This is a genomic window from Citrobacter sp. 172116965 (genome assembly GCF_013458095.1).
GTDB lineage: Bacteria > Pseudomonadota > Gammaproteobacteria > Enterobacterales > Enterobacteriaceae > Citrobacter > Citrobacter braakii.
This window is the reverse complement of record NZ_CP046673.1, coordinates 3,791,964-3,812,304: the sequence shown is the minus strand read 5'-3', so window position 1 is coordinate 3,812,304 and position 20,341 is coordinate 3,791,964. Positions and strand designations below refer to the sequence as shown.

The 20,341-nt window shown below is 51.1% G+C and carries 22 protein-coding genes and 1 other annotated feature; of the genes, 11 read left to right on the top strand and 11 right to left on the bottom strand.

The window, feature by feature from the left end; translation table 11 throughout:
- Window positions 1-48: 48 nt before the first annotated feature.
- The gene (gene nadK, locus GPJ68_RS18530) at window positions 49-927 is read right to left on the bottom strand and encodes an NAD(+) kinase (protein WP_016154073.1); all 879 of its coding nucleotides are present in this window, start codon (window positions 925-927) and stop codon (window positions 49-51) included.
- A 122-nt stretch (window positions 928-1,049) separates the two neighbouring features.
- Between nadK and grpE the strand changes: the two genes are divergently transcribed.
- Window positions 1,050-1,643 carry a nucleotide exchange factor GrpE gene (gene grpE, locus GPJ68_RS18525; protein ID WP_003031221.1) on the top strand — a complete coding sequence of 198 codons (594 nt, stop codon included), beginning with the start codon at window positions 1,050-1,052 and terminating at the stop codon, window positions 1,641-1,643.
- Between the two features lie 50 nt (window positions 1,644-1,693).
- Here grpE and GPJ68_RS18520 read toward each other — a convergent pair whose 3' ends face one another.
- Together GPJ68_RS18520 and GPJ68_RS18515 are read right to left on the bottom strand one after the other, a co-directional pair.
- Window positions 1,694-2,983 carry an HlyC/CorC family transporter gene (locus tag GPJ68_RS18520; RefSeq protein WP_008324538.1) on the bottom strand — a complete coding sequence of 430 codons (1,290 nt, stop codon included), beginning with the start codon at window positions 2,981-2,983 and terminating at the stop codon, window positions 1,694-1,696.
- Window positions 2,984-3,001: 18 nt separating this feature from the next.
- Window positions 3,002-3,793, bottom strand: coding sequence for an inner membrane protein YpjD (locus GPJ68_RS18515; RefSeq protein ID WP_003031224.1), 792 nt, complete (start codon window positions 3,791-3,793; stop codon window positions 3,002-3,004).
- 165 nt (window positions 3,794-3,958) lie between these two features.
- Between GPJ68_RS18515 and ffh the strand changes: the two genes are divergently transcribed.
- From ffh to rplS, 5 genes are all read left to right on the top strand, one after another.
- Window positions 3,959-5,320: a signal recognition particle protein gene (gene ffh / locus GPJ68_RS18510; RefSeq protein WP_003031226.1), complete on the top strand. Its 1,362-nt coding sequence runs from the start codon at window positions 3,959-3,961 to the stop codon at window positions 5,318-5,320.
- A 253-nt stretch (window positions 5,321-5,573) separates the two neighbouring features.
- Complete coding sequence (rpsP, locus tag GPJ68_RS18505) at window positions 5,574-5,822, top strand: 30S ribosomal protein S16 (RefSeq protein WP_003031228.1); 249 nt, start codon at window positions 5,574-5,576, stop codon at window positions 5,820-5,822.
- A gap of 18 nt (window positions 5,823-5,840) precedes the next feature.
- Window positions 5,841-6,389 carry a ribosome maturation factor RimM gene (gene rimM, locus GPJ68_RS18500; RefSeq protein WP_003031230.1) on the top strand — a complete coding sequence of 183 codons (549 nt, stop codon included), beginning with the start codon at window positions 5,841-5,843 and terminating at the stop codon, window positions 6,387-6,389.
- Window positions 6,390-6,433: 44 nt separating this feature from the next.
- On the top strand, window positions 6,434-7,201 hold the full coding sequence (gene trmD, locus GPJ68_RS18495) for a tRNA (guanosine(37)-N1)-methyltransferase TrmD (protein ID WP_016157187.1): 768 nt from the start codon (window positions 6,434-6,436) through the stop codon (window positions 7,199-7,201).
- A 41-nt stretch (window positions 7,202-7,242) separates the two neighbouring features.
- Window positions 7,243-7,590: a 50S ribosomal protein L19 gene (rplS, locus tag GPJ68_RS18490; RefSeq protein WP_002914145.1), complete on the top strand. Its 348-nt coding sequence runs from the start codon at window positions 7,243-7,245 to the stop codon at window positions 7,588-7,590.
- Window positions 7,591-7,717: 127 nt separating this feature from the next.
- Here rplS and GPJ68_RS18485 read toward each other — a convergent pair whose 3' ends face one another.
- From GPJ68_RS18485 to GPJ68_RS18470, 4 genes are all read right to left on the bottom strand, one after another.
- Window positions 7,718-8,200: an OmpA family protein gene (locus GPJ68_RS18485; protein ID WP_016154071.1), complete on the bottom strand. Its 483-nt coding sequence runs from the start codon at window positions 8,198-8,200 to the stop codon at window positions 7,718-7,720.
- Window positions 8,201-8,210: 10 nt separating this feature from the next.
- Window positions 8,211-9,437: a diguanylate cyclase DgcN gene (gene dgcN, locus GPJ68_RS18480; protein ID WP_047414892.1), complete on the bottom strand. Its 1,227-nt coding sequence runs from the start codon at window positions 9,435-9,437 to the stop codon at window positions 8,211-8,213.
- The gene (locus GPJ68_RS18475; protein WP_016157185.1) at window positions 9,430-9,948 is read right to left on the bottom strand and encodes a YfiR family protein; all 519 of its coding nucleotides are present in this window, start codon (window positions 9,946-9,948) and stop codon (window positions 9,430-9,432) included. The genes dgcN and GPJ68_RS18475 overlap by 8 nt, the downstream gene beginning before the upstream one ends.
- A 158-nt stretch (window positions 9,949-10,106) precedes the next feature.
- Window positions 10,107-10,481, bottom strand: a complete 375-nt coding sequence (locus GPJ68_RS18470; protein WP_016157184.1) for a DUF2799 domain-containing protein — start codon at window positions 10,479-10,481, stop codon at window positions 10,107-10,109.
- Window positions 10,482-10,695: 214 nt separating this feature from the next.
- Here GPJ68_RS18470 and aroF point away from each other — a divergent pair, with 214 nt between their 5' ends.
- Window positions 10,696-11,766, top strand: a complete 1,071-nt coding sequence (aroF, locus tag GPJ68_RS18465) for a 3-deoxy-7-phosphoheptulonate synthase AroF (RefSeq protein ID WP_016154067.1) — start codon at window positions 10,696-10,698, stop codon at window positions 11,764-11,766.
- Between the two features lie 10 nt (window positions 11,767-11,776).
- Window positions 11,777-12,898 carry a bifunctional chorismate mutase/prephenate dehydrogenase gene (gene tyrA, locus GPJ68_RS18460; RefSeq protein ID WP_016154066.1) on the top strand — a complete coding sequence of 374 codons (1,122 nt, stop codon included), beginning with the start codon at window positions 11,777-11,779 and terminating at the stop codon, window positions 12,896-12,898.
- A gap of 101 nt (window positions 12,899-12,999) precedes the next feature.
- On the opposite strand, the gene pheA is transcribed toward tyrA, so the two are convergent.
- The 4 genes from pheA to bamD form a co-directional block, all read right to left on the bottom strand.
- Entirely contained in the window at window positions 13,000-14,160 is a 1,161-nt protein-coding gene (gene pheA / locus GPJ68_RS18455) for a bifunctional chorismate mutase/prephenate dehydratase (RefSeq protein ID WP_104652037.1), read from the bottom strand.
- 22 nt (window positions 14,161-14,182) lie between these two features.
- Window positions 14,183-14,308, bottom strand: a sequence feature (Phe leader region).
- Window positions 14,260-14,307: a pheA operon leader peptide PheL gene (gene pheL, locus GPJ68_RS18450; RefSeq protein ID WP_100250063.1), complete on the bottom strand. Its 48-nt coding sequence runs from the start codon at window positions 14,305-14,307 to the stop codon at window positions 14,260-14,262. (Overlaps the previous feature by 48 nt.)
- Before the next feature lie 102 nt (window positions 14,309-14,410).
- Window positions 14,411-14,749, bottom strand: a complete 339-nt coding sequence (gene raiA, locus GPJ68_RS18445; protein ID WP_003031244.1) for a ribosome-associated translation inhibitor RaiA — start codon at window positions 14,747-14,749, stop codon at window positions 14,411-14,413.
- Window positions 14,750-15,017: 268 nt separating this feature from the next.
- Window positions 15,018-15,755, bottom strand: coding sequence for an outer membrane protein assembly factor BamD (gene bamD, locus GPJ68_RS18440; RefSeq protein WP_016154064.1), 738 nt, complete (start codon window positions 15,753-15,755; stop codon window positions 15,018-15,020).
- A 131-nt stretch (window positions 15,756-15,886) separates the two neighbouring features.
- On the opposite strand from bamD, the gene rluD reads away from it, so the two are divergent.
- From rluD to clpB, 3 genes are all read left to right on the top strand, one after another.
- On the top strand, window positions 15,887-16,867 hold the full coding sequence (rluD, locus tag GPJ68_RS18435; RefSeq protein ID WP_016154063.1) for a 23S rRNA pseudouridine(1911/1915/1917) synthase RluD: 981 nt from the start codon (window positions 15,887-15,889) through the stop codon (window positions 16,865-16,867).
- Window positions 16,864-17,595 carry a purine nucleoside phosphorylase YfiH gene (yfiH, locus tag GPJ68_RS18430; RefSeq protein ID WP_075847604.1) on the top strand — a complete coding sequence of 244 codons (732 nt, stop codon included), beginning with the start codon at window positions 16,864-16,866 and terminating at the stop codon, window positions 17,593-17,595. The genes rluD and yfiH overlap by 4 nt, the downstream gene beginning before the upstream one ends.
- A gap of 129 nt (window positions 17,596-17,724) precedes the next feature.
- Window positions 17,725-20,298, top strand: coding sequence for an ATP-dependent chaperone ClpB (gene clpB / locus GPJ68_RS18425; RefSeq protein ID WP_016154061.1), 2,574 nt, complete (start codon window positions 17,725-17,727; stop codon window positions 20,296-20,298).
- Window positions 20,299-20,341 lie beyond the last annotated feature (43 nt).

The following is a 20,341-nucleotide window of genomic DNA, read 5'->3' as shown; positions in this document are numbered from 1 at the left end:
CATACAGTATAAACTGGTTTTTTATACAGTAAAGAGGTTGGCGTTAAATTAGAATAATTTTTTTGACCAACCAAGCTTAGTGCTTAATGTGTTGAAATAGCTGTAATCTTTTGGATGTATCAGGTTTAGATGATAATCACAGCGGCGAATCAATACGTCTTCACCTTCCTGTATAGGTAGGGCGATTTGGCTGTCACAGCTGATTTCTAGATCGTTACGGCGATGGGAAAAGCGCAGGCGAATGGTGCTGCTACTGTTGATCACCAGCGGTCGCGCGGAAAGCGTATGCGGAAACATGGGTACCAGCGTAATGGCATCCAGAGAAGGCGTCAGAATTGGGCCTCCGGCAGAGAGTGAGTAGGCGGTAGAGCCGGTCGGCGTCGAGATAATCAGCCCATCTGAACGTTGGGAGAAGGCAAAAATTTCATCGATATAGACTTCAAATTCAATCATGTGCGCCACTTTCCCGGGGTGCAGCACAACTTCATTGATGGCAGTGCTAATGCGCTTCTGGCAATCCTGTTGACACACCTGAGCTTCGAGTAAAAAGCGCTTTTCGCTGATGTAGTGGCCTTCCAGCACGTCAGCTAACTGTTGCTGGGCATTGTCTGGGTCAAGGTCGGTCAAAAAACCGAGGTTGCCGCGGTTAATGCCAATAACCTTGATGTCATAACGTGCCAGGGTGCGTGCGGCGCCCAGCATATTGCCGTCGCCGCCGACTACCACGGCGAGGTCTGCCTGTTGGCCAATTTCTGCGAGCGTGCCGGTTTTCACATTTTTCAGCTGCAGTTCGTGGGCGATTTGTTGCTCAACGATAACCTCATAACCTTTGGTGCACAGCCAACGGTAGAGCATTTCATGTGTGGTCAGTGCAGTGGGGTGACGTGGATGCCCCACAATGCCAATACACTTGAAATGTTTGTTCATTTTCTCGAGGTCCTTGTAACGAAGATTAGTGACAATGTGAGTACTTCCCTTGAATCCCTGAATCTGATCCCCATAATAAGCCAAGTTAGCGAGATGAATGCGAAAAAAACGCGGAGAAATTCATGAGTAGTAAAGAACAGAAAACGCCTGAGGGGCAAGCCCCGGAAGAAATTATCATGGATCAGCACGAAGAAGTTGAGGCGGTTGAATCAGACGCTTCTGCTGAGCAGGTGGATCCGCGCGATGAAAAAATTGCGAATCTGGAAGCTCAGCTTGCTGAGGCCGAAACTCGCGAGCGCGACAGCGTGTTGCGTATCAAAGCGGAAATGGAAAACCTGCGTCGTCGTACCGAACTGGACGTAGAAAAAGCGCATAAGTTTGCGCTGGAAAAATTCGTCAACGAACTGCTGCCGGTGCTGGATAGCCTGGACCGCGCGCTGGAAGTGGCGGACAAAGATAATGACGCTATGGCGGCGATGGTTGAAGGTATTGAGCTGACCCGTAAGTCAATGCTGGATGTCGTGGCGAAGTTTGGTGTACAGGTGGTTGCGGATATCGATGTGCCGATGGACCCGAACGTGCACCAGGCAATTGCAATGGTAGAGTCCGACGACGTTGCTGCCGGTAATGTGCTGATGGTGATGCAGAAAGGCTATACCCTGAACGGACGTACCATCCGCGCCGCGATGGTCTCTGTGGCGAAAGCCAAAGGCTAATCAGCCTTCAGGCCGGGTAATGCTCACGCGCTACCCGGCCTGAATTACTCTCACTGGTCCGACACGCTTTCCCGTAGCGGTTTGACCGGCAATACCTGCACCTGTTTAATCATATTGTCCTGCACGTCGAGAATATCGATATCGTACTGTCCAATGCGCACACGCGTGCCGGCAACCGGGATCTCTTCCAGTGCTTCAAGAATAATACCATTCACGGTACGTGCGTCATCTTCCGGCAGGTGCCAGTTAAACGCCTTATTGATTTCACGAACGTTGGCGCTGCCGTCAATGATCACCGAGCCATCATTCTGCGGCGTTACCTCTTCGGCAAGCGTGGGTGACATTGAAGTGGTGAAGTCGCCGACAATCTCTTCCAGAATATCTTCGACCGTGACCAGCCCCTGAATATCGCCATATTCATTGACAACCAGACCCACTTTCTTCTTGTTTCGCTGAAACTTAATGAGCTGGGTGCTGAGAGGCGTACCTTCCGGGACGTAATAAATTTCGTCGGCGGCACGTAACATGGTCTCTTTGGTGAACTCTTTTTTCTCTGCCATCAATCGCCAGGCTTCACGTACGCGCAGCATACTGATGGCGTCGTCCAGCGAGTCGCGGTACAGCACAATACGGCCGTGTGGAGAGTGCGAAAGCTGACGCACGATTGACTTCCAGTCATCGTTAATATCAATGCCGATGATTTCGTTACGCGGGATCATGATGTCATCGACGCTGACTTTTTCCAGATCCAGCACTGACAGCAGCATATCCTGGTTACGGCGTGAGATTTGCGAGCGCGATTCATTCACCAGCGTTCGCAGTTCATCTTTACTCAGCGAACCGCTCACCACGATATCCGTTTTGATGCCCATCATGCGCATAAGTAGCCGCGTGATGGTGTTGAGTAGCCACACCAACGGCATCATCAGAATCTGCAGTGGAGCCAGCAGTACACTGCTCGGATAGGCGACTTTTTCTGGATACAGCGCGGCAATAGTCTTGGGCAGTACTTCGGCAAAAACCAGCACGACAAACGTCAGTACCCCAGTGGCAATAGCGACACCCGCATCGCCATACAGGCGCATACCAACAATGGTGCCGAGCGCGGAGGCCAGAATATTCACCAGATTATTACCGATGAGCACCAGGCTTATCAGGCGGTCCGGCTTACGAAGTAGCTTTTCAACGCGTTTTGCCTGACGATTCCCCTGCTTGGCCCGATGACGTAAACGATAGCGATTCAGGGTCATCATTCCGGTTTCAGAACCGGAAAAATAGGCGGAAATGACCACCATGATGAGAAGCGTGACAATGAGCGTGGTGGTGGAGATGTGTTCCACGTAGGGTTCCTTAAAGATTTAACTCACGAACTGCTGCAGGATACGACTGCCGAAATAGGCCAGCGTTAGAATGCCTGCGCCTGCGACGTTAAACCATACGACGCGACGTCCGCGCCAGCCTTCATGGTAATGCCCCCACAACAGAACGATATAGACAAACCATGCCACGATAGAGAGAACGGCTTTATCAATGTTCTCGGTACTGAACAGGTTATGCATGTAAAACAGGCCTGTGCACAGGGTGAGCGTCAGCAGAACCACGCCAATTTGGGTGATATGAAACATTTTCCGCTCAATACTCATTAGCGGCGGCATCTCATTGCTGAAGGCCAGTTTTTTGTTTTTCAACTGGTAGTCGATCCATGCCAGTTGCAGCGCATACAGTGCGGCGATAATCAGCGTGGCGTAAGCGAATAGCGATAGCCCGATGTGAATCATCATGCCCGGTGTAGCTTCGAGATGGGTGATGAACTCGTTCGGCATAAACGTGGCGAAGGCCAGGTTGATTAGCGCAAAGGCGTAGACAATGGGCAGCAATAGCCAGCCACGATTGCGGGAAGCGACGATAGTCATTACCGTACAGATCATCAGGCTAACCAGCGAGCCGACGTTCAACAGACTCAGGTTTTGTCCGCTTTCACCGCCGGGCAGAATTCGCGCTTCCAGGGCGATAGCATGACTTACCAGCGCGACAACCGCAGAGAGAATAGCCATACGCCGCCAGCCGCTGTTTTTTTGCAGCAGAGCGGGAATAATCAGCGCAAGGCTGACTGAGTAGGCGACAAGGGCAAGCAGAGCAAAAACGGGCATATAGGTGTCGACAGTTGGCCAGTGATAAAGAAAAACAGTATAGCGTTACGTGACCGCTGCTCCAACCGTTGCATAACAACAAAGGCGGCTTCATGTTATACTGCGACAAATTTCTGTTGATGTGTCGCTGTCGCGACCGACCGTTTCCACCCCAGGCGAGAGACAATGTTTGATAATTTAACCGATCGTTTGTCGCGCACGCTGCGCAATATCAGTGGCCGTGGACGCCTTACTGAAGACAACGTTAAAGAGACGCTGCGCGAAGTGCGCATGGCGCTGCTGGAGGCTGACGTAGCGCTGCCGGTAGTGCGTGAGTTTATCAATCGCGTAAAAGAGAAAGCGGTTGGTCATGAAGTTAACAAAAGCCTGACGCCGGGTCAGGAGTTCGTCAAGATTGTCCGTAACGAACTGGTTGCGGCAATGGGCGAAGAAAACCAGACCCTGAATCTGGCTGCACAGCCGCCAGCCGTTGTGCTGATGGCTGGTCTGCAGGGGGCGGGTAAAACGACCAGCGTCGGTAAGCTGGGGAAATTCCTGCGTGAGAAGCACAAGAAGAAAGTGCTGGTGGTCTCCGCGGACGTTTATCGCCCGGCGGCGATAAAACAGCTGGAAACGCTGGCCGAGCAGGTCGGTGTGGACTTCTTCCCGTCGGATGTCGGCCAGAAGCCGGTCGATATCGTTAACGCCGCGCTGAAAGAAGCCAAACTCAAATTCTACGACGTGCTGCTGGTGGATACCGCCGGTCGCCTGCACGTTGATGAAGCGATGATGGACGAAATCAAACAGGTCCACGCTTCTATTAAGCCGGTTGAAACGCTGTTTGTGGTCGATGCCATGACCGGTCAGGATGCCGCGAATACCGCAAAAGCCTTCAACGAAGCGCTGCCGTTAACCGGTGTCGTGCTGACCAAAGTTGATGGTGATGCTCGTGGTGGTGCGGCGCTCTCTATTCGTCATATCACCGGCAAGCCGATTAAATTCCTCGGCGTTGGCGAGAAAACCGAAGCGCTGGAGCCGTTCCACCCGGATCGTATTGCTTCGCGTATTCTCGGCATGGGTGACGTGCTGTCGCTGATCGAAGATATCGAAAGCAAGGTCGACCGCGCGCAGGCAGAGAAATTAGCCAGCAAGCTGAAAAAAGGCGACGGCTTCGATCTCAACGATTTCCTTGAGCAGCTCAACCAGATGAAAAACATGGGCGGCATGGCAAGCCTGATGGGCAAGCTGCCGGGCATGGGGCAGATCCCAGACAACGTGAAATCGCAGATGGACGATAAAGTGCTGGTGCGTATGGAAGCCATCATCAACTCGATGACAATGAAAGAACGCGCTAAGCCGGAAATCATCAAAGGTTCCCGTAAACGCCGTATTGCTGCCGGCTGCGGTATGCAGGTACAGGACGTAAACCGCCTTCTGAAACAGTTCGACGACATGCAGCGCATGATGAAGAAAATGAAGAAAGGCGGTATGGCGAAGATGATGCGTGGCATGAAGGGTATGATGCCGCCAGGCTTCCCTGGTAGATAAATATATCGGGCTACCTAATTTGCCTTTTTGACGTCGGGGTGGGCTCGAAATGCTCACGTACTGCATGTACGTTCCGCTTTCTGCGCGCACGCCGACGCCAAACTGGCTGCAACGGTAACGCCCTGGTATAAAGCCTCATCACATGTTGATTGCTTTTTTCCCAGAAATCAGTAAAATTTTCGGGCTTTTAATATGACACCCGGGCTCCGTTCCTCGATGGGGCCTGGGTGTTTTATTCACACAAGAGGATGTTATGGTTACTATTCGTTTAGCTCGTCACGGCGCTAAAAAGCGTCCGTTCTACCAGGTTGTTGTTACCGACAGCCGTAATGCACGCAACGGTCGCTTCATCGAGCGCGTTGGCTTCTTTAACCCAATCGCTAGCGAAAAAGAAGAAGGCACTCGCCTGGATCTGGATCGCATCGCTCACTGGGTTGGCCAGGGCGCGACTATTTCTGATCGCGTAGCTACGCTGATCAAAGCAGCAAACAAAGCAGCTTAATCTGTCACGGTGGTCATGATGAGCAAGCAACTCGCCGCGCAGGCTCCTGTGGAACCCATCGTTTTGGGGAAAATGGGGTCTTCTTACGGTATCCGTGGTTGGCTCAGAGTGTTTTCTTCCACTGAAGACGCCGAAAGCATTTTTGACTATCAGCCCTGGTTTATCCAGAAGGCGGGTCAGTGGCAGCAAGTACAGCTGGAAAGCTGGAAGCACCACAATCAGGATCTGATCATCAAGCTGAAAGGCGTTGACGATCGTGATTCGGCGAATCTACTGACTAATTGCGAAATTGTCGTGGATTCCTCGCAGTTGCCAGCGCTGGAAGATGGTTCCTACTACTGGAAAGACCTTATGGGCTGCCAGGTAGTGACCACTGAAGGTTACGATCTCGGTAAAGTCGTCGATATGATGGAAACCGGTTCGAATGACGTCATTGTCATTAAGGCAAACCTGAAAGATGCGTTTGGTATCAAGGAACGTCTTGTACCGTTCCTCGATGGGCAGGTTATCAAGAAAGTCGATCTCGCTACTCGTACTATCGAAGTAGATTGGGATCCTGGTTTTTAAACCACCGGATAAACGGTAAAAGTCGGCGTTATGGGGATTGGCTTGTGTTTATAGGTATCGTTAGCCTGTTTCCAGAAATGTTCCGCGCAATTACCGATTACGGGGTAACTGGCCGGGCAGTAAAAAATGGCCTGCTGAACATCCAGAGCTGGAGTCCTCGTGACTTTACTCATGACCGGCACCGTACCGTGGACGATCGTCCTTACGGCGGCGGACCGGGGATGTTAATGATGGTGCAACCTTTACGGGACGCCATTCATGCAGCAAAAGCTGCGGCTGGTGAAGGCGCAAAGGTGATTTATCTGTCACCTCAGGGACGCAAGCTTGATCAAGCGGGCGTTAGCGAACTGGCCACGAATCAAAAGCTGATTCTGGTGTGTGGTCGCTATGAAGGAATAGATGAGCGCGTGATTCAAACCGAAATTGACGAAGAATGGTCAATCGGCGATTACGTTCTCAGCGGTGGTGAGTTACCGGCAATGACGCTGATCGACTCCGTTTCTCGGTTTATTCCGGGAGTTCTGGGTCATGAAGCTTCAGCAATCGAAGATTCGTTTGCTGATGGGTTGCTGGATTGCCCGCACTATACCCGACCTGAAGTGTTAGAACAGATGGAAGTACCGGCAGTGTTACTGTCGGGGAACCACGCTGAGATACGTCGCTGGCGTTTAAAACAGTCGCTGGGCCGGACCTGGCTTAGAAGACCTGAACTTCTGGAAAACCTGGCTCTGACTGAAGAGCAAGCAAGGTTGCTGGCGGAGTTCAAAACGGAACACGCACAACAGCAGCATAAACATGATGGGCTGGTCTGAGACCCCCAAATATCAGTTTACCCAGGATAAGAGATTAAATTATGAGCAACATTATTAAGCAACTTGAACAAGAGCAGATGAAGCAGGACGTACCTTCCTTCCGTCCGGGTGATACCGTGGAAGTGAAAGTATGGGTTGTTGAAGGTTCCAAAAAACGTCTGCAGGCATTCGAGGGCGTGGTTATCGCTATTCGTAACCGCGGTCTGCACTCTGCATTCACTGTTCGTAAAATTTCCAACGGCGAAGGCGTTGAGCGTGTCTTCCAGACTCACTCTCCGGTAGTTGACAGCATTGCTGTTAAACGTCGTGGTGCTGTTCGTAAAGCTAAACTGTACTACCTGCGTGAGCGCACTGGTAAGTCTGCTCGTATCAAAGAGCGTCTTAACTAAGATTCGCGCAAGCGACATCCTGTTAGAAAAGGGCTGGCCGAAAGGCTGGCCCTTTTTTTATTCCGACCTTACTCTTTTGTTTTATTGCAATTGGATGGCTGCGCGGCGCGCAGCCAGTTGAGGACTTTTACGGCGTAGCGATCACGACTGCAACCCGGCGGTTTTCAGCACGACCTTTTGACGTCTGATTACTGGCGATCGGGTATTTTTTCCCGAGTCCCTGCGTTGTCAGATTAGTGCGGGGAATGTTGGCACCCTGTGCCCACGCATCGGCAACCACATTCGCGCGTTTGAGCGACAGCGCTTCGTTGTAGCTGTCTTCGCCGTAGTTATCGGTATGGCCATCCATACGCGCATGGTTTAACCCGGTAGCTGCCAGTTTGGATGCCATTTCCTGGATCTGCTTTTCACTTTCAGGGCGGAGCTTATAGTCGTTTTTGTCAAACAGGATGTTGTCAGACAGACCAAGAGACCAGTCTCCGGAAGCTTCGGTAAATCCGTACGATTTCATGGCTGCAATTTGCTCCGGGGTAAATTTTCCCTGAGGTGCCTGACAGCCTGCCAAAATCAGTAAAAGCAGAAGAAACGGGGATGATAGACGTTTTAGCATGTGTAAGTCCTTATTTTTTAATAATGCGTTCAGAACGCAAATTTTTGGCCTGATACATATTTTTATCGGCAAGTTCTTGTAATTTCTCGGCAGAGGCATGTTCCCACGTCAGCGCAAAACCAATGCTGAGTGTCATGCTTGCCTGATGACCGTTATGCAGGTCAAAAGGTCGGTTAAACTCGTGTGACAGTGCCGCGCAGATCCGCTGAACTTCGTATTCAGAGTGAACGCTGTACAGCACCATAGCGAACTCATCGCCGCCAAGTCTGTAGGGGTGATGTCGATTACCACCAAACTCGGACAGCCTGTTTGCAACTTCGATCAGGACCCGATCCCCCGCTGCGTGGCCCCAGGTATCATTAATAAATTTAAAATTATCACCATCAAGGAATAACAGTGCGGAGCTGCTGTGGGCGGCATGGTCATTCATCAGGGCGTTAATGCTGCTGCGAAATGCGGCGCGATTCGCCAGGCCGGTCAGCGGATCGTGTAGCGCCGTACGCAAAAGCTGGGCGTTCTTTGCCTGCAGTTTAAGTTGCCACTCCTCCATCTCGTCCAGCAGACTATTAAAATCCTGGGCAAAAAGGTGAAACTCTTCAATGCGCTCTTCTGAAACGCGCCGTGAAAAGTTACGGTTGGTACGAACATCATGTACCACCTCGGTTATATTTTGCAGGGCTTCCACGACGCCATTATGTAAATAACGAGTGAGCATTAATGCAATGCCAGAGGCCAACAGAATGCACCCGGTAAGGACGGCCAGCGACAAATAGATGAAATGGCTGATAACGCTATCGCGCGCAGTCAATCGCACTTCGCCGATGACGTTGCCATTATGCAAAATAGGTTGAGTGACTGGTTGTGGGAACAGCCAGTGGCTGATAAGTCCGCTGATTTTTTCAGTGGTATCCTGCGCGTTATAGCGCCAGGTGGCGATCACCTTCTGGTTTTTATTACGAACTTCTGCAACGGAAAATTGCCCCTGCTGGCCCAGTGCTGCCAGCGTTTCAGTTGCTGCGACGCCATCAGAAAAAACTAATGCTGCTTCAAGCGTGCGGGTCATGGTTGCAGCGGTCAGATCCAGGTTCTTTTGCGCATACTGTCTCAATGCCAGCACCGAAGAAATGCTGAGCAGCAGCCAGATCAGCGTCATAGTTACCAGAACGCTGATTATGCTGATACGCCGTAATGTCCGCTTAAACGTCGGGCGTGTTATGGGAGAATGGCCCTTATCCATGCTTCTGATTCCGTGCAAGCATTAATACGTCCGGACTGACCCTTACGCCACTTCGTGAAAGGGAATCCATATTTACGGAAAATCTCACATCTTCATCTTTAATTATGAGGCAAAAGGCGCTGCCAATAACGCATTCGGGGTTCTGTTCGGCAATTAATAGCAATGCCTTAGACGGATATTTATTCTTTAATTCCACCTGATAAGTAGGGGATTCTTTTCCAAAATAAAAACCGTCACACTGCGAAACTAATATTTCTTGTTCCGTACGAATGATGACGGGAAGATAGGGTAATGCTCCGGCACTGGTATCTCCCAGGACACTGGAAAAACGCGATGAAGAGAAAATACACAGTTTGGGGGGCCCGGACAGTGCAGGCCAGCGCGTATAACTGACGATGCCGGAAACCATAGCGCGTACAGATTTTGCTTCTTCCGTAACGCTTTGGGCGTACAGCGGTAATCCGGTCAGGAGCAGTGCCAGTAGAAGTATGAGTCGGTAAGAATAGCTCATGAATAGTTACCTACCAGCGTTTGCCGTAAAACGTCGAAATACATTCAAGATTATTTAGGACAAAATAACATTATTTTCCTAAGCCGTCATTATGCCAGGTGGAAAGCTATTAGTGATTTAAGTTAAATCTTAGTAATTTATAAAATATAAGCTATTGTTTAATTTAATCTTATTGAGGTGGCACCTTCGTTTGCTCCTTTTTGCCAGGCACTGTGTAACTGGTCAATATTTTCGACCGTATCACAACTTGGGGGAAAGGTTTTCCCGGTCAAACCTCTGGCGTAAACAAAATCCGGCTGGCAGATTTTACGTTGTCCCTCGGCATAACCCTTAAGATATTCCGTACGATCGACTTCGGGGTCATTGTAGTTGTCGGCAAGAGTTTCATTATCTTTAACGGCATACCCCGAAATGGCATCTTGTATTCCGGCGTCGTACCAGGCGGTTCCCGTCCATGTGGGGGCGTGGGTATAAGGATCTATCTGACATCCGCTAAGAAGTAATAGAAATAGGGTGCTGATGAGTTGCTTCATTGCCTGTACTCCCTCGTTTTTTAAGCATAGTGGATCTCAATATCGGGAGGTGTAAATTTTAATGTACATAATGGAGGGCGTGTTTTGTCATTAAATTGCATGCTGTAAATTAAAATTTACGGTTTGTGGATTGAAATCTTTACCTGTTGTGTTATCGTTATCACCTCCTCGCTGAGGATCAACTATCGCAAACGAGCTAAACAGGATCACCATCATGCAAAAAGACGCGCTGAACAACGTACATATTACCGACGAACAGGTTCTGATGACTCCGGAGCAGCTGAAAGCTGAATTCCCGCTGAGCCAGGCGCAAGAAGCGCAAATCTCCCAGTCACGCAAAACCATTTCAGATATTATCTCTGGTCGCGATCCGCGCCTGCTGGTGGTATGTGGCCCGTGTTCCATTCACGATCCTGAAATGGCTATTGAGTACGCTCGTCGGTTTAAAGCCCTTGCCGCAGAGGTCAGCGATAGCCTCTACCTGGTGATGCGCGTCTATTTTGAAAAACCCCGTACCACCGTCGGCTGGAAAGGGTTAATTAACGATCCTCATATGGATGGCTCTTTTGATGTTGAAGCCGGCCTGAAAATTGCGCGTCAGCTGCTGCTTGAACTGGTGAATATGGGACTTCCGCTGGCAACTGAAGCGCTGGATCCCAATAGCCCGCAATACCTGGGCGATCTGTTTAGCTGGTCTGCAATCGGTGCGCGTACCACGGAATCGCAGACTCACCGCGAAATGGCTTCCGGTCTTTCGATGCCGGTCGGCTTTAAGAACGGTACTGACGGTAGCCTGGCGACCGCCATTAACGCGATGCGCGCGGCGGCACAGTCGCACCGCTTTGTTGGTATTAACCAGGCCGGACAGGTTGCACTGCTGCAAACTCAGGGTAACCCGGACGGTCACGTGATCCTGCGCGGTGGTAAAGCGCCGAACTACAGCCCGGCAGATGTCGCCCAGTGCGAAAAAGAGATGGAGCAGGCGGGACTACGACCTTCTCTGATGGTAGATTGCAGTCATGGTAACTCCAATAAAGATTACCGCCGCCAGCCTGCCGTGGCTGAATCCGTGATTGCACAAATCAAAGATGGCAATCGCTCGATCATTGGCTTGATGATTGAAAGTAATATTCACGAAGGCAACCAGTCTTCTGAACAGCCGCGTAGCGAAATGAAATACGGCGTGTCTGTAACTGATGCCTGCATTAGCTGGGAAATGACGGATGCGTTACTGCGTGAAATTAGCCAGGATTTAAACGGCCAGCTGTCGGCGCGTGTAGCATAAGAGGTTGGTTATGGTTGCTGAATTGACCGCATTACGCGATCAAATTGATGAAGTCGACAAGGCGCTGCTGGGTTTACTGGCACGTCGCCTGGAGCTGGTGGCCGAAGTCGGTGAAGTAAAAAGCCGCTTTGGGCTGCCTATCTACGTGCCGGAACGGGAAGCCTCTATGCTGGCCTCCCGCCGGGCGGAAGCGGAAGCCCTTGGCGTGCCGCCGGACCTGATTGAAGATGTGCTGCGCCGGGTTATGCGCGAGTCTTACTCCAGTGAGAACGACAAAGGATTTAAAACGCTTTGTCCTTCTCTGCGACCGGTGGTGATTGTCGGCGGCGGCGGTCAGATGGGACGTCTGTTCGAAAAAATGCTCACCCTGTCAGGTTATCAGGTACGGATCCTGGAACAACAGGACTGGGATCGTGCGCCGGAGATCGTCTCTGATGCTGGCATGGTGATCGTCAGCGTGCCGATCCACGTCACTGAGCAGGTGATCGCCAAATTACCGCGTCTGCCGTCCGACTGCATCCTGGTGGATCTGGCTTCGGTGAAAAATGGTCCTTTGCAGGCGATGCTGGCGGCGCACGACGGCCCGGTGGTGGGATTACACCCCATGTTTGGCCCGGACAGCGGCAGTCTGGCAAAGCAGGTCGTCGTCTGGTGTGACGGACGTCAGCCGGAAGCTTATCAGTGGTTTCTGGAACAAATTCAGGTGTGGGGTGCGCGACTGCATCGGATCAGTGCTGTTGAACACGACCAGAACATGGCATTTATTCAGGCATTGCGTCACTTTGCGACCTTTGCTTACGGTCTGCATTTAGCGGAAGAGAATGTTCAACTGGAGCAGTTACTGGCACTCTCTTCGCCAATTTATCGCCTTGAACTGGCGATGGTCGGACGTCTGTTTGCCCAGGATCCGCAGCTCTATGCCGATATCATTATGTCGTCTGAGAGTAACCTTGCGCTGATCAAACGCTACTACCAACGTTTTGGTGAGGCGATCGGTTTACTGGAGCAGGGCGATAAGCAAGCGTTCATCGACAGCTTCCGTAAGGTGGAGCACTGGTTTGGTGATTATGCGAAACGCTTCCAGAATGAAAGCCGTACTTTGTTGCGCCAGGCTAACGATAGTCGCCAATAAATACGATGCTTGATGGCAACGCTGATGCGTTGTATCAGTCATACAAGGATCGGCTAAATAGAATGCCGGAGAAGCGTAGCGCCATCCGGCATTGTCAAACGTTAGCTTGGATCGACCGGCACCACATTCTCACTTGGATAGCAGCCAAGTACTTTCATCGAGCGCGTAATCTCACCTAACTCCTTCAATGCTTTTTGCATCTGGGGTGATTCCAGGTTGGCCTGGATATCAAGATAAAACATTTCTTCCCACGGATTGCCGTGAATCGGGCGTGACTCCAGTTTAGTTATAATCAGATTATGGTTGCGCAGTACCAGCAGAGCTTCTACCAGCGCACCGGCTTGTTGTCCTGTCGCCATCAGCAACGTGGTTTTTGCTGGCACCTGATCGGAAACATTGATTGCCTTGCGCGCCAGTACCACGAAGCGGGTGATGTTTTGCGTCTGATTAGCTTCGATATGCTCAAGAACCTGCAAACCGTATAGTACGCCTCCGGCTTCGCTCCCCAGAGCCGCCACGCGCGGTGAGTTAGCCTGCGCAACTTTTTCCATCGCCGCCGAGGTGCTTTCGGTGTACTCAATCTTCCAGTGCGGGTAACGACTCAGGAATTTGCTGCACTGCTGGAATGGCTGCGGATGGCTATATACCGTTTCAATGGTCTCGAGATCTGTCGTGCCGGACACCAGTAGGCAGTGGTCAATCGTGATAGTCATCTCGCCAACGATAGACAGGCTGGTGTGCTGCAGCAGGTCGTAAACATCATTAATCCCACCGGAACTGGTGTTTTCAATCGGAACCACGGCGTAGTCAGCTTGTCCGGTTTCGACCTGATTAAAGATATCGGCAAATTTCGCGCAGCCGCTTTCTATAAATTGTTCAAAATGGCGGGCAGCATACTGACGTGCGGCAAGATGAGAATATGACCCTTTTGGCCCGAGGAAAGCAACGCGTGCTGAGTGTGGGTTAATTTTGTTCAGATGCTGCTGGAGCAGTGCCTGCTGAGTCAGGACGGAGTCTTCGATTATGAGCTGGAACAGGCGAGTGATGTAGTGAGCATCAAGATGATGTGCTTTGCCAAGCTGAATCAGTCGGTCCAACAGATCGCGCTCACGGTCGATATCACGAACTGGACGATGCGAAAGCAGCTTAGCTTTGCCAACTTCTACGGCCAGTCCACGTCGCTCAGCCAGCAGGGCCAGTAATTTTTCATCCAGCGTGCTGATCTTATCGCGCAGCGCCAGCAATGGGTTTTCCGATGTCATAGTGTTGCCTTTCTTGTTATCAATAAAAAAGGCCCCCCGTTGTGGGAGGCCTTATTGTTCGTCTTCGCATTCTTTATCACACGACGAAACGCCTCCCATTCAGGGGAAGGTAAAAAAGAATGCGAAGAAGAACGGGACAAGTTTCATGTAATTTTCCTTTGGCTACGTCAGTAAAGTACCCGTACTGTTTTCACCCTGTCAACAAAAAACGCGCCCGGAGGCGCGTTGGCGATACACTCAATGTAAGGGACTACTCTTCTTCTGCTTCGACGAAGTTGGCGTCTTTGACTGAAGTTGTTGCACGACGGGCTTCGCCTTTGTGCTGCACTTTATTGAGCTGCCGTTCCAGCTTGTTGATCAAATCGTTAATTGCGGTGTACATATCCTCGTGTTTTGCGCTGGCGACCAGATGTCCGTTCGGTGTATTGATGGTGGCATCAGCAATGAAACCCTGCGGCTCCTTAGACAGAATGATATGTGGATTAATCAGATGAGTTTGCCATTTTTCGAGTTTGGCGAGACGGTCTGCGACATGCTGGCGAATTGCCGGAGTAATTTCCATTTGTTTACTGGTAATGTTCATTGTCATAAATTTTACCTCTTGTCTTTCCCGTCTTGGTGATTCCAGCATACCGTTCCTAATGTCAAAATGTGTGATATTAATCACATTTTTTTGTCGCTTTTTGTCAAGAAAACCTTTTTGTGAGGCACCGCAGGAACAAGCGATTTTTTACTTGAGGAATACCTGAAAGCAGGCCATATTTGATGAGATGCGTTGCAGCTAAACCGCTTCAGTTGTGACGTTTACGGATAAAAAAACGGCAGCCTTTGGGCTGCCGTTTGCATTCTGAGATAAATCAGGTATTGCTGCTGTTGGCGGCAATGATTTTCGCTACTTTTTCTGCCTGCGCATTCATCTGCATCTGGCGATAAGCATTTTCCATTAACGGCAGGGCATTGCGTGTTGCCTGGGTATCCGGGAAGTCGCGCAGCATGCCTTCCACACGGTTTACCACGGCAACCCATGCACCGCGGGCAGTGTAGTATTCCACAACGGAATATTCATACTTCGCCAGACGGTCTTTCAGGAATACCAGACGTTTGGTGGCGTCGGTGGTGTACTGGCTGTTTGGATAGCCACGTACCAGTTTGGAAAAGTCATTAAACGCAGCTCGGGCATGTTGCGGATCGCGATCGCTGCGATCAACACCAAAGAATCCTTGCAGTGCGCTATCATCCAGCGCCATATTGGTCAGGCCACGCATATACATGACATAATCAATGTTAGGGTGTGTCGGGTTAAGACGAATAAAACGATCGATGGCAGCCTGAGCAAGTGGCAGATCGGCGTTTTTGTAGTAGGCGTAGATGAGATCTAATTGCACCTGCTGAGAATACGGTCCAAATGGATAACGGTTATCCAACGCTTCTAATTGCGTTATTGCCTGTTTCCAGTTACCGTCCTGCAGCTTTTGCTGAGCAGTCGCGTAGATTTCATTTGGCGGATTATCGGGCACCTCTTCCTTTGAACCAGAGCAACCCGCCAAAAACAGGCTCAACGTGGCTGCTGCCACCAGATATTTCATGCGCGTCATGACGTTTTGACTTTCCTCAAAATGTTTTACGGGAGATTCTCTGTTCCTGCTCCCGGTTAAGACCAGCTACAATAGCACACTATATTAAACGGCAAAGCCGTAAAACCCAACGTTAAACGAAGAAGCAGTTTATGGCACAACGAGTAGAACTCACCGCAACAGTCTCCGAAAATCAGCTCGGTCAACGCTTAGATCAGGCTTTGGCCGAATTGTTCCCTGATTATTCGCGATCGCGCATAAAAGAATGGATCCTTGACCAGCGCGTACTGGTAAATGGCAATCTTTGCGATAAACCGAAAGAAAAAGTGTTGGGTGGAGAGCGCGTCTCCATCACTGCAGAAATTGATGAAGAGGTTCGTTTTGAACCTCAGGATATCCCACTGGATATCGTTTATGAAGATGACGATATTCTTGTCATCAACAAACCCCGTGACCTCGTAGTGCATCCGGGGGCCGGTAATCCTGATGGCACGGTATTGAATGCATTACTGCATTACTACCCGCCAATCGCGGATGTTCCACGTGCTGGTATCGTGCACCGTCTGGATAAAGACACGACTGGATTAATGGTGGTGGCAAAAACCGTTCCGGCGCAAACGCGTCTGGTGGAGTCGCTGCAACTGCGTGAAATTACCCGTGAGTACGAAGCCGTGGCGATTGGTCATATGACGGCAGGCGGAACCGTTGAGGAACCGATTAGCCGCCACCCGACCAAGCGTACGCACATGGCGGTACACCCGATGGGGAAACCGGCGGTGACGCACTATCGCATTATGGAACACTTCCGTGTGCACACGCGTCTGCGGCTGCGTCTGGAAACCGGACGTACGCACCAGATCCGCGTGCACATGGCGCATATCACCCATCCGCTGGTGGGCGATCAGGTCTACGGCGGTCGTCCGCGTCCCCCGAAAGGCGCTTCTGACGAATTTATCTCCGTGCTGCGTAAGTTCGATCGTCAGGCGCTGCACGCGACTATGCTGCGTTTATATCACCCAATTTCAGGTATCGAAATGGAATGGCACGCACCGATTCCACAAGATATGGTGCAATTGATTGAAGTGATGCGCGCTGATTTCGAAGAACATAAGGATGATATTGCCTGGCTATGAGTAAGCTAATTGTCCCGCAGTGGCCGATACCGCAAGGTGTTGTTGCGTGTAGTTCTACCCGTATTGGCGGTGTTAGCATGCCGCCTTATGATTCGCTGAATCTGGGCGCCCATTGCGGCGACAACCCGGAGCATGTTGAAGAGAACCGCAAGCGGCTGTTTGCTGCGGGCAATCTGCCGTCAAAGCCAGTCTGGCTGGAGCAGGTCCATGGTAAGGATGTCCTGAAACTGACCGGCGAGCCTTACGCCTCCAAACGTGCGGATGCTTCTTACAGCAACACGCCGGGCACCGTGTGTGCAGTGATGACGGCCGACTGTCTGCCGGTGCTGTTTTGCAATCGCGCAGGAACGGAAGTCGCGGCGGCACATGCGGGTTGGCGCGGATTATGCGCCGGCGTGCTGGAAGAGACGGTGGCGTGTTTTGCCGACAAACCTGAAAACATTATTGCCTGGCTAGGCCCGGCGATTGGCCCGAACGCGTTTGAAGTGGGAGCAGAAGTTCGCGCAGCGTTCATGGCGAAAGATCCGCAAGCGGTCCTCGCATTTGTACCGCATGGCGATAAATATTTGGCGAATATTTACCAGCTTGCGCGTCAGCGTCTGGCAAATATCGGAGTAGAGAACATCTACGGCGGCGACCGTTGCACCTTCAGCGAAAGTGAGACGTTCTTCTCTTATCGTCGCGACAATACCACGGGTCGTATGGCAAGTTTTATTTGGCTGATATAACCTAAAGAATCAAGACGATCCGGTACGTGTAATTTTCTTTTCACATAATTCAGGTCATTCACCTTGAATAATTGAGGGATGACCTCATTTAATCTCCAGTAGCAATTTTGACCTGTTATGGGAGGAGTTATGCGTCTGGATCGTCTTACTAATAAATTCCAGCTTGCTCTTGCCGATGCCCAGTCACTCGCATTGGGGCACGACAATCAATTCATCGAACCACTTCATCTAATGAGCGCCTTGCTGAATCAGGAAGGGGGATCGGTACGTCCTTTATTAACGTCTGCTGGCATTAACGCTGGCCAGTTACGTACAGCCATTGACCAGGCGTTGAGCCGGTTGCCGCAGGTAGAAGGTACCGGCGGTGATGTGCAGCCTTCTCAGGATCTGGTGCGTGTACTGAATCTTTGCGACAAGCTGGCGCAAAAACGTGGGGACAACTTTATTTCGTCAGAACTGTTCGTACTGGCGGCGCTTGAGTCACGCGGTACGCTGACCGATTTACTAAAATCAGCAGGTGCGACGACCGCGAATATCACTCAGGCAATTGAACAAATGCGTGGAGGTGAAAGCGTGAATGACCAGGGGGCTGAAGACCAACGTCAGGCCTTGAAAAAATATACCGTCGACCTGACCGAACGTGCCGAGCAGGGCAAACTCGATCCGGTTATCGGGCGTGATGAAGAAATTCGCCGTACCATTCAGGTACTGCAGCGTCGTACTAAAAATAACCCGGTGTTAATCGGCGAACCAGGTGTTGGTAAAACGGCCATCGTTGAAGGGCTGGCCCAACGAATTATCAATGGTGAAGTGCCGGAAGGCTTAAAAGGTCGCCGTGTGCTGGCGCTGGATATGGGCGCGCTGGTGGCTGGGGCCAAATATCGTGGTGAGTTTGAAGAACGCTTAAAAGGCGTGCTGAACGATCTCTCGAAACAGGAAGGCAATGTCATCCTGTTTATTGATGAGCTGCATACTATGGTTGGGGCGGGTAAAGCTGATGGCGCAATGGACGCCGGGAACATGCTGAAACCGGCGCTGGCACGCGGGGAACTGCACTGTGTAGGCGCAACAACGCTTGATGAATATCGCCAGTACATCGAAAAAGATGCGGCGCTGGAACGTCGTTTCCAGAAAGTATTTGTAGCCGAACCTTCAGTAGAAGACACCATCGCGATTCTGCGTGGCCTGAAAGAACGTTATGAGCTGCACCACCATGTGCAGATCACTGACCCGGCGATTGTTGCGGCAGCTACGCTGTCTCATCGCTATATTGCCGATCGTCAGTTGCCGGACAAAGCTATCGACCTTATCGATGAGGCGGCATCCAGCATTCGTATGCAGATTGACTCCAAGCCTGAGGAACTCGACAGACTCGACCGCCGGATTATCCAGCTCAAACTGGAACAGCAGGCATTAATGAAAGAGTCTGATGAGGCGAGTAAAAAACGTCTCGATATGCTCAACGAAGAGCTGGACGATAAAGAGCGCCAGTATTCTGAATTAGAAGAAGAGTGGAAAGCTGAAAAAGCATCCCTTTCGGGAACGCAAACTATCAAGGCTGAGTTGGAGCAGGCGAAAATCGCCATCGAACAGGCGCGTCGCGTCGGCGATCTGGCGCGGATGTCTGAACTGCAGTACGGCAAAATTCCTGAACTGGAAAAACAACTGGAAGCAGCCACCCAGTCTGAAGGCAAAACCATGCGTCTGCTGCGTAATAAAGTCACGGATGCAGAAATTGCAGAAGTGCTGGCGCGCTGGACCGGTATCCCGGTTGCTCGCATGCTGGAAGGCGAACGGGAAAAACTGTTGCGTATGGAGCAGCAGTTGCACAGCCGCGTGATTGGCCAGAACGAAGCGGTGGAAGCCGTTTCTAACGCCATCCGTCGTAGCCGTGCTGGCTTGTCCGATCCGAATCGCCCGATTGGTTCGTTCTTGTTCCTCGGCCCAACCGGTGTCGGTAAAACTGAACTGTGCAAAGCGCTGGCAAACTTTATGTTCGACAGTGATGATGCCATGGTGCGTATCGATATGTCCGAGTTTATGGAGAAACACTCGGTGTCTCGTCTGGTCGGGGCGCCTCCGGGATATGTCGGCTATGAGGAAGGTGGATATCTGACAGAAGCGGTACGTCGTCGTCCTTACTCTGTCATCCTGCTGGATGAAGTGGAGAAAGCGCACCCGGATGTGTTCAATATTCTGTTGCAGGTGCTCGATGATGGTCGTCTGACTGACGGGCAGGGGAGAACGGTCGACTTCCGTAATACGGTTGTCATCATGACCTCGAACCTGGGGTCCGATCTGATTCAGGAACGCTTCGGCGAGCTGGACTACGGCCACATGAAGGATATGGTCCTGGGCGTCGTGAGCCATAATTTCCGCCCGGAATTCATCAACCGTATAGATGAAGTTGTTGTATTCCATCCGTTGGGTGAGCAGCACATTGCTTCTATTGCACAGATCCAACTGCAACGTCTGTACAAACGTCTGGAAGAGCGTGGCTATGAAATCCATATCTCTGACGAGGCGCTTAAACTGCTGAGTGCGAATGGTTACGATCCGGTGTATGGCGCACGTCCACTCAAACGTGCTATCCAGCAACAGATCGAAAACCCGCTGGCGCAGCAAATTCTGTCTGGTGAGCTGATTCCAGGCAAAACGATTCGGCTGGAAGTGAATGACGATCGCATTGTGGCAGTGCAGTAAGTCACAAAACGACAATAAACGAGCCCAGCGGGGCTCGTTTTTG

Bases quoted from the DNA above. Each gene is read 5' to 3' on its own strand.
- aroF (WP_016154067.1), top strand. From the start codon at position 10,696: ATGCAAAAAGACGCGCTGAACAACGTACATATTACCGACGAACAGGTT.
- bamD (WP_016154064.1), bottom strand. From the start codon at position 15,755: ATGACGCGCATGAAATATCTGGTGGCAGCAGCCACGTTGAGCCTGTTT.
- yfiH (WP_075847604.1), top strand. From the start codon at position 16,864: ATGAGTAAGCTAATTGTCCCGCAGTGGCCGATACCGCAAGGTGTTGTT.
- grpE (WP_003031221.1), top strand. From the start codon at position 1,050: ATGAGTAGTAAAGAACAGAAAACGCCTGAGGGGCAAGCCCCGGAAGAA.
- tyrA (WP_016154066.1), top strand. From the start codon at position 11,777: ATGGTTGCTGAATTGACCGCATTACGCGATCAAATTGATGAAGTCGAC.
- clpB (WP_016154061.1), top strand. From the start codon at position 17,725: ATGCGTCTGGATCGTCTTACTAATAAATTCCAGCTTGCTCTTGCCGAT.
- pheA (WP_104652037.1), bottom strand. From the start codon at position 14,160: ATGACATCGGAAAACCCATTGCTGGCGCTGCGCGATAAGATCAGCACG.
- GPJ68_RS18475 (WP_016157185.1), bottom strand. From the start codon at position 9,948: ATGAGCTATTCTTACCGACTCATACTTCTACTGGCACTGCTCCTGACC.
- rluD (WP_016154063.1), top strand. From the start codon at position 15,887: ATGGCACAACGAGTAGAACTCACCGCAACAGTCTCCGAAAATCAGCTC.
- nadK (WP_016154073.1), bottom strand. From the start codon at position 927: ATGAACAAACATTTCAAGTGTATTGGCATTGTGGGGCATCCACGTCAC.
- ffh (WP_003031226.1), top strand. From the start codon at position 3,959: ATGTTTGATAATTTAACCGATCGTTTGTCGCGCACGCTGCGCAATATC.
- rimM (WP_003031230.1), top strand. From the start codon at position 5,841: ATGAGCAAGCAACTCGCCGCGCAGGCTCCTGTGGAACCCATCGTTTTG.
- GPJ68_RS18470 (WP_016157184.1), bottom strand. From the start codon at position 10,481: ATGAAGCAACTCATCAGCACCCTATTTCTATTACTTCTTAGCGGATGT.
- rpsP (WP_003031228.1), top strand. From the start codon at position 5,574: ATGGTTACTATTCGTTTAGCTCGTCACGGCGCTAAAAAGCGTCCGTTC.
- dgcN (WP_047414892.1), bottom strand. From the start codon at position 9,437: ATGGATAAGGGCCATTCTCCCATAACACGCCCGACGTTTAAGCGGACA.
- GPJ68_RS18485 (WP_016154071.1), bottom strand. From the start codon at position 8,200: ATGCTAAAACGTCTATCATCCCCGTTTCTTCTGCTTTTACTGATTTTG.
- raiA (WP_003031244.1), bottom strand. From the start codon at position 14,749: ATGACAATGAACATTACCAGTAAACAAATGGAAATTACTCCGGCAATT.
- rplS (WP_002914145.1), top strand. From the start codon at position 7,243: ATGAGCAACATTATTAAGCAACTTGAACAAGAGCAGATGAAGCAGGAC.
- GPJ68_RS18515 (WP_003031224.1), bottom strand. From the start codon at position 3,793: ATGCCCGTTTTTGCTCTGCTTGCCCTTGTCGCCTACTCAGTCAGCCTT.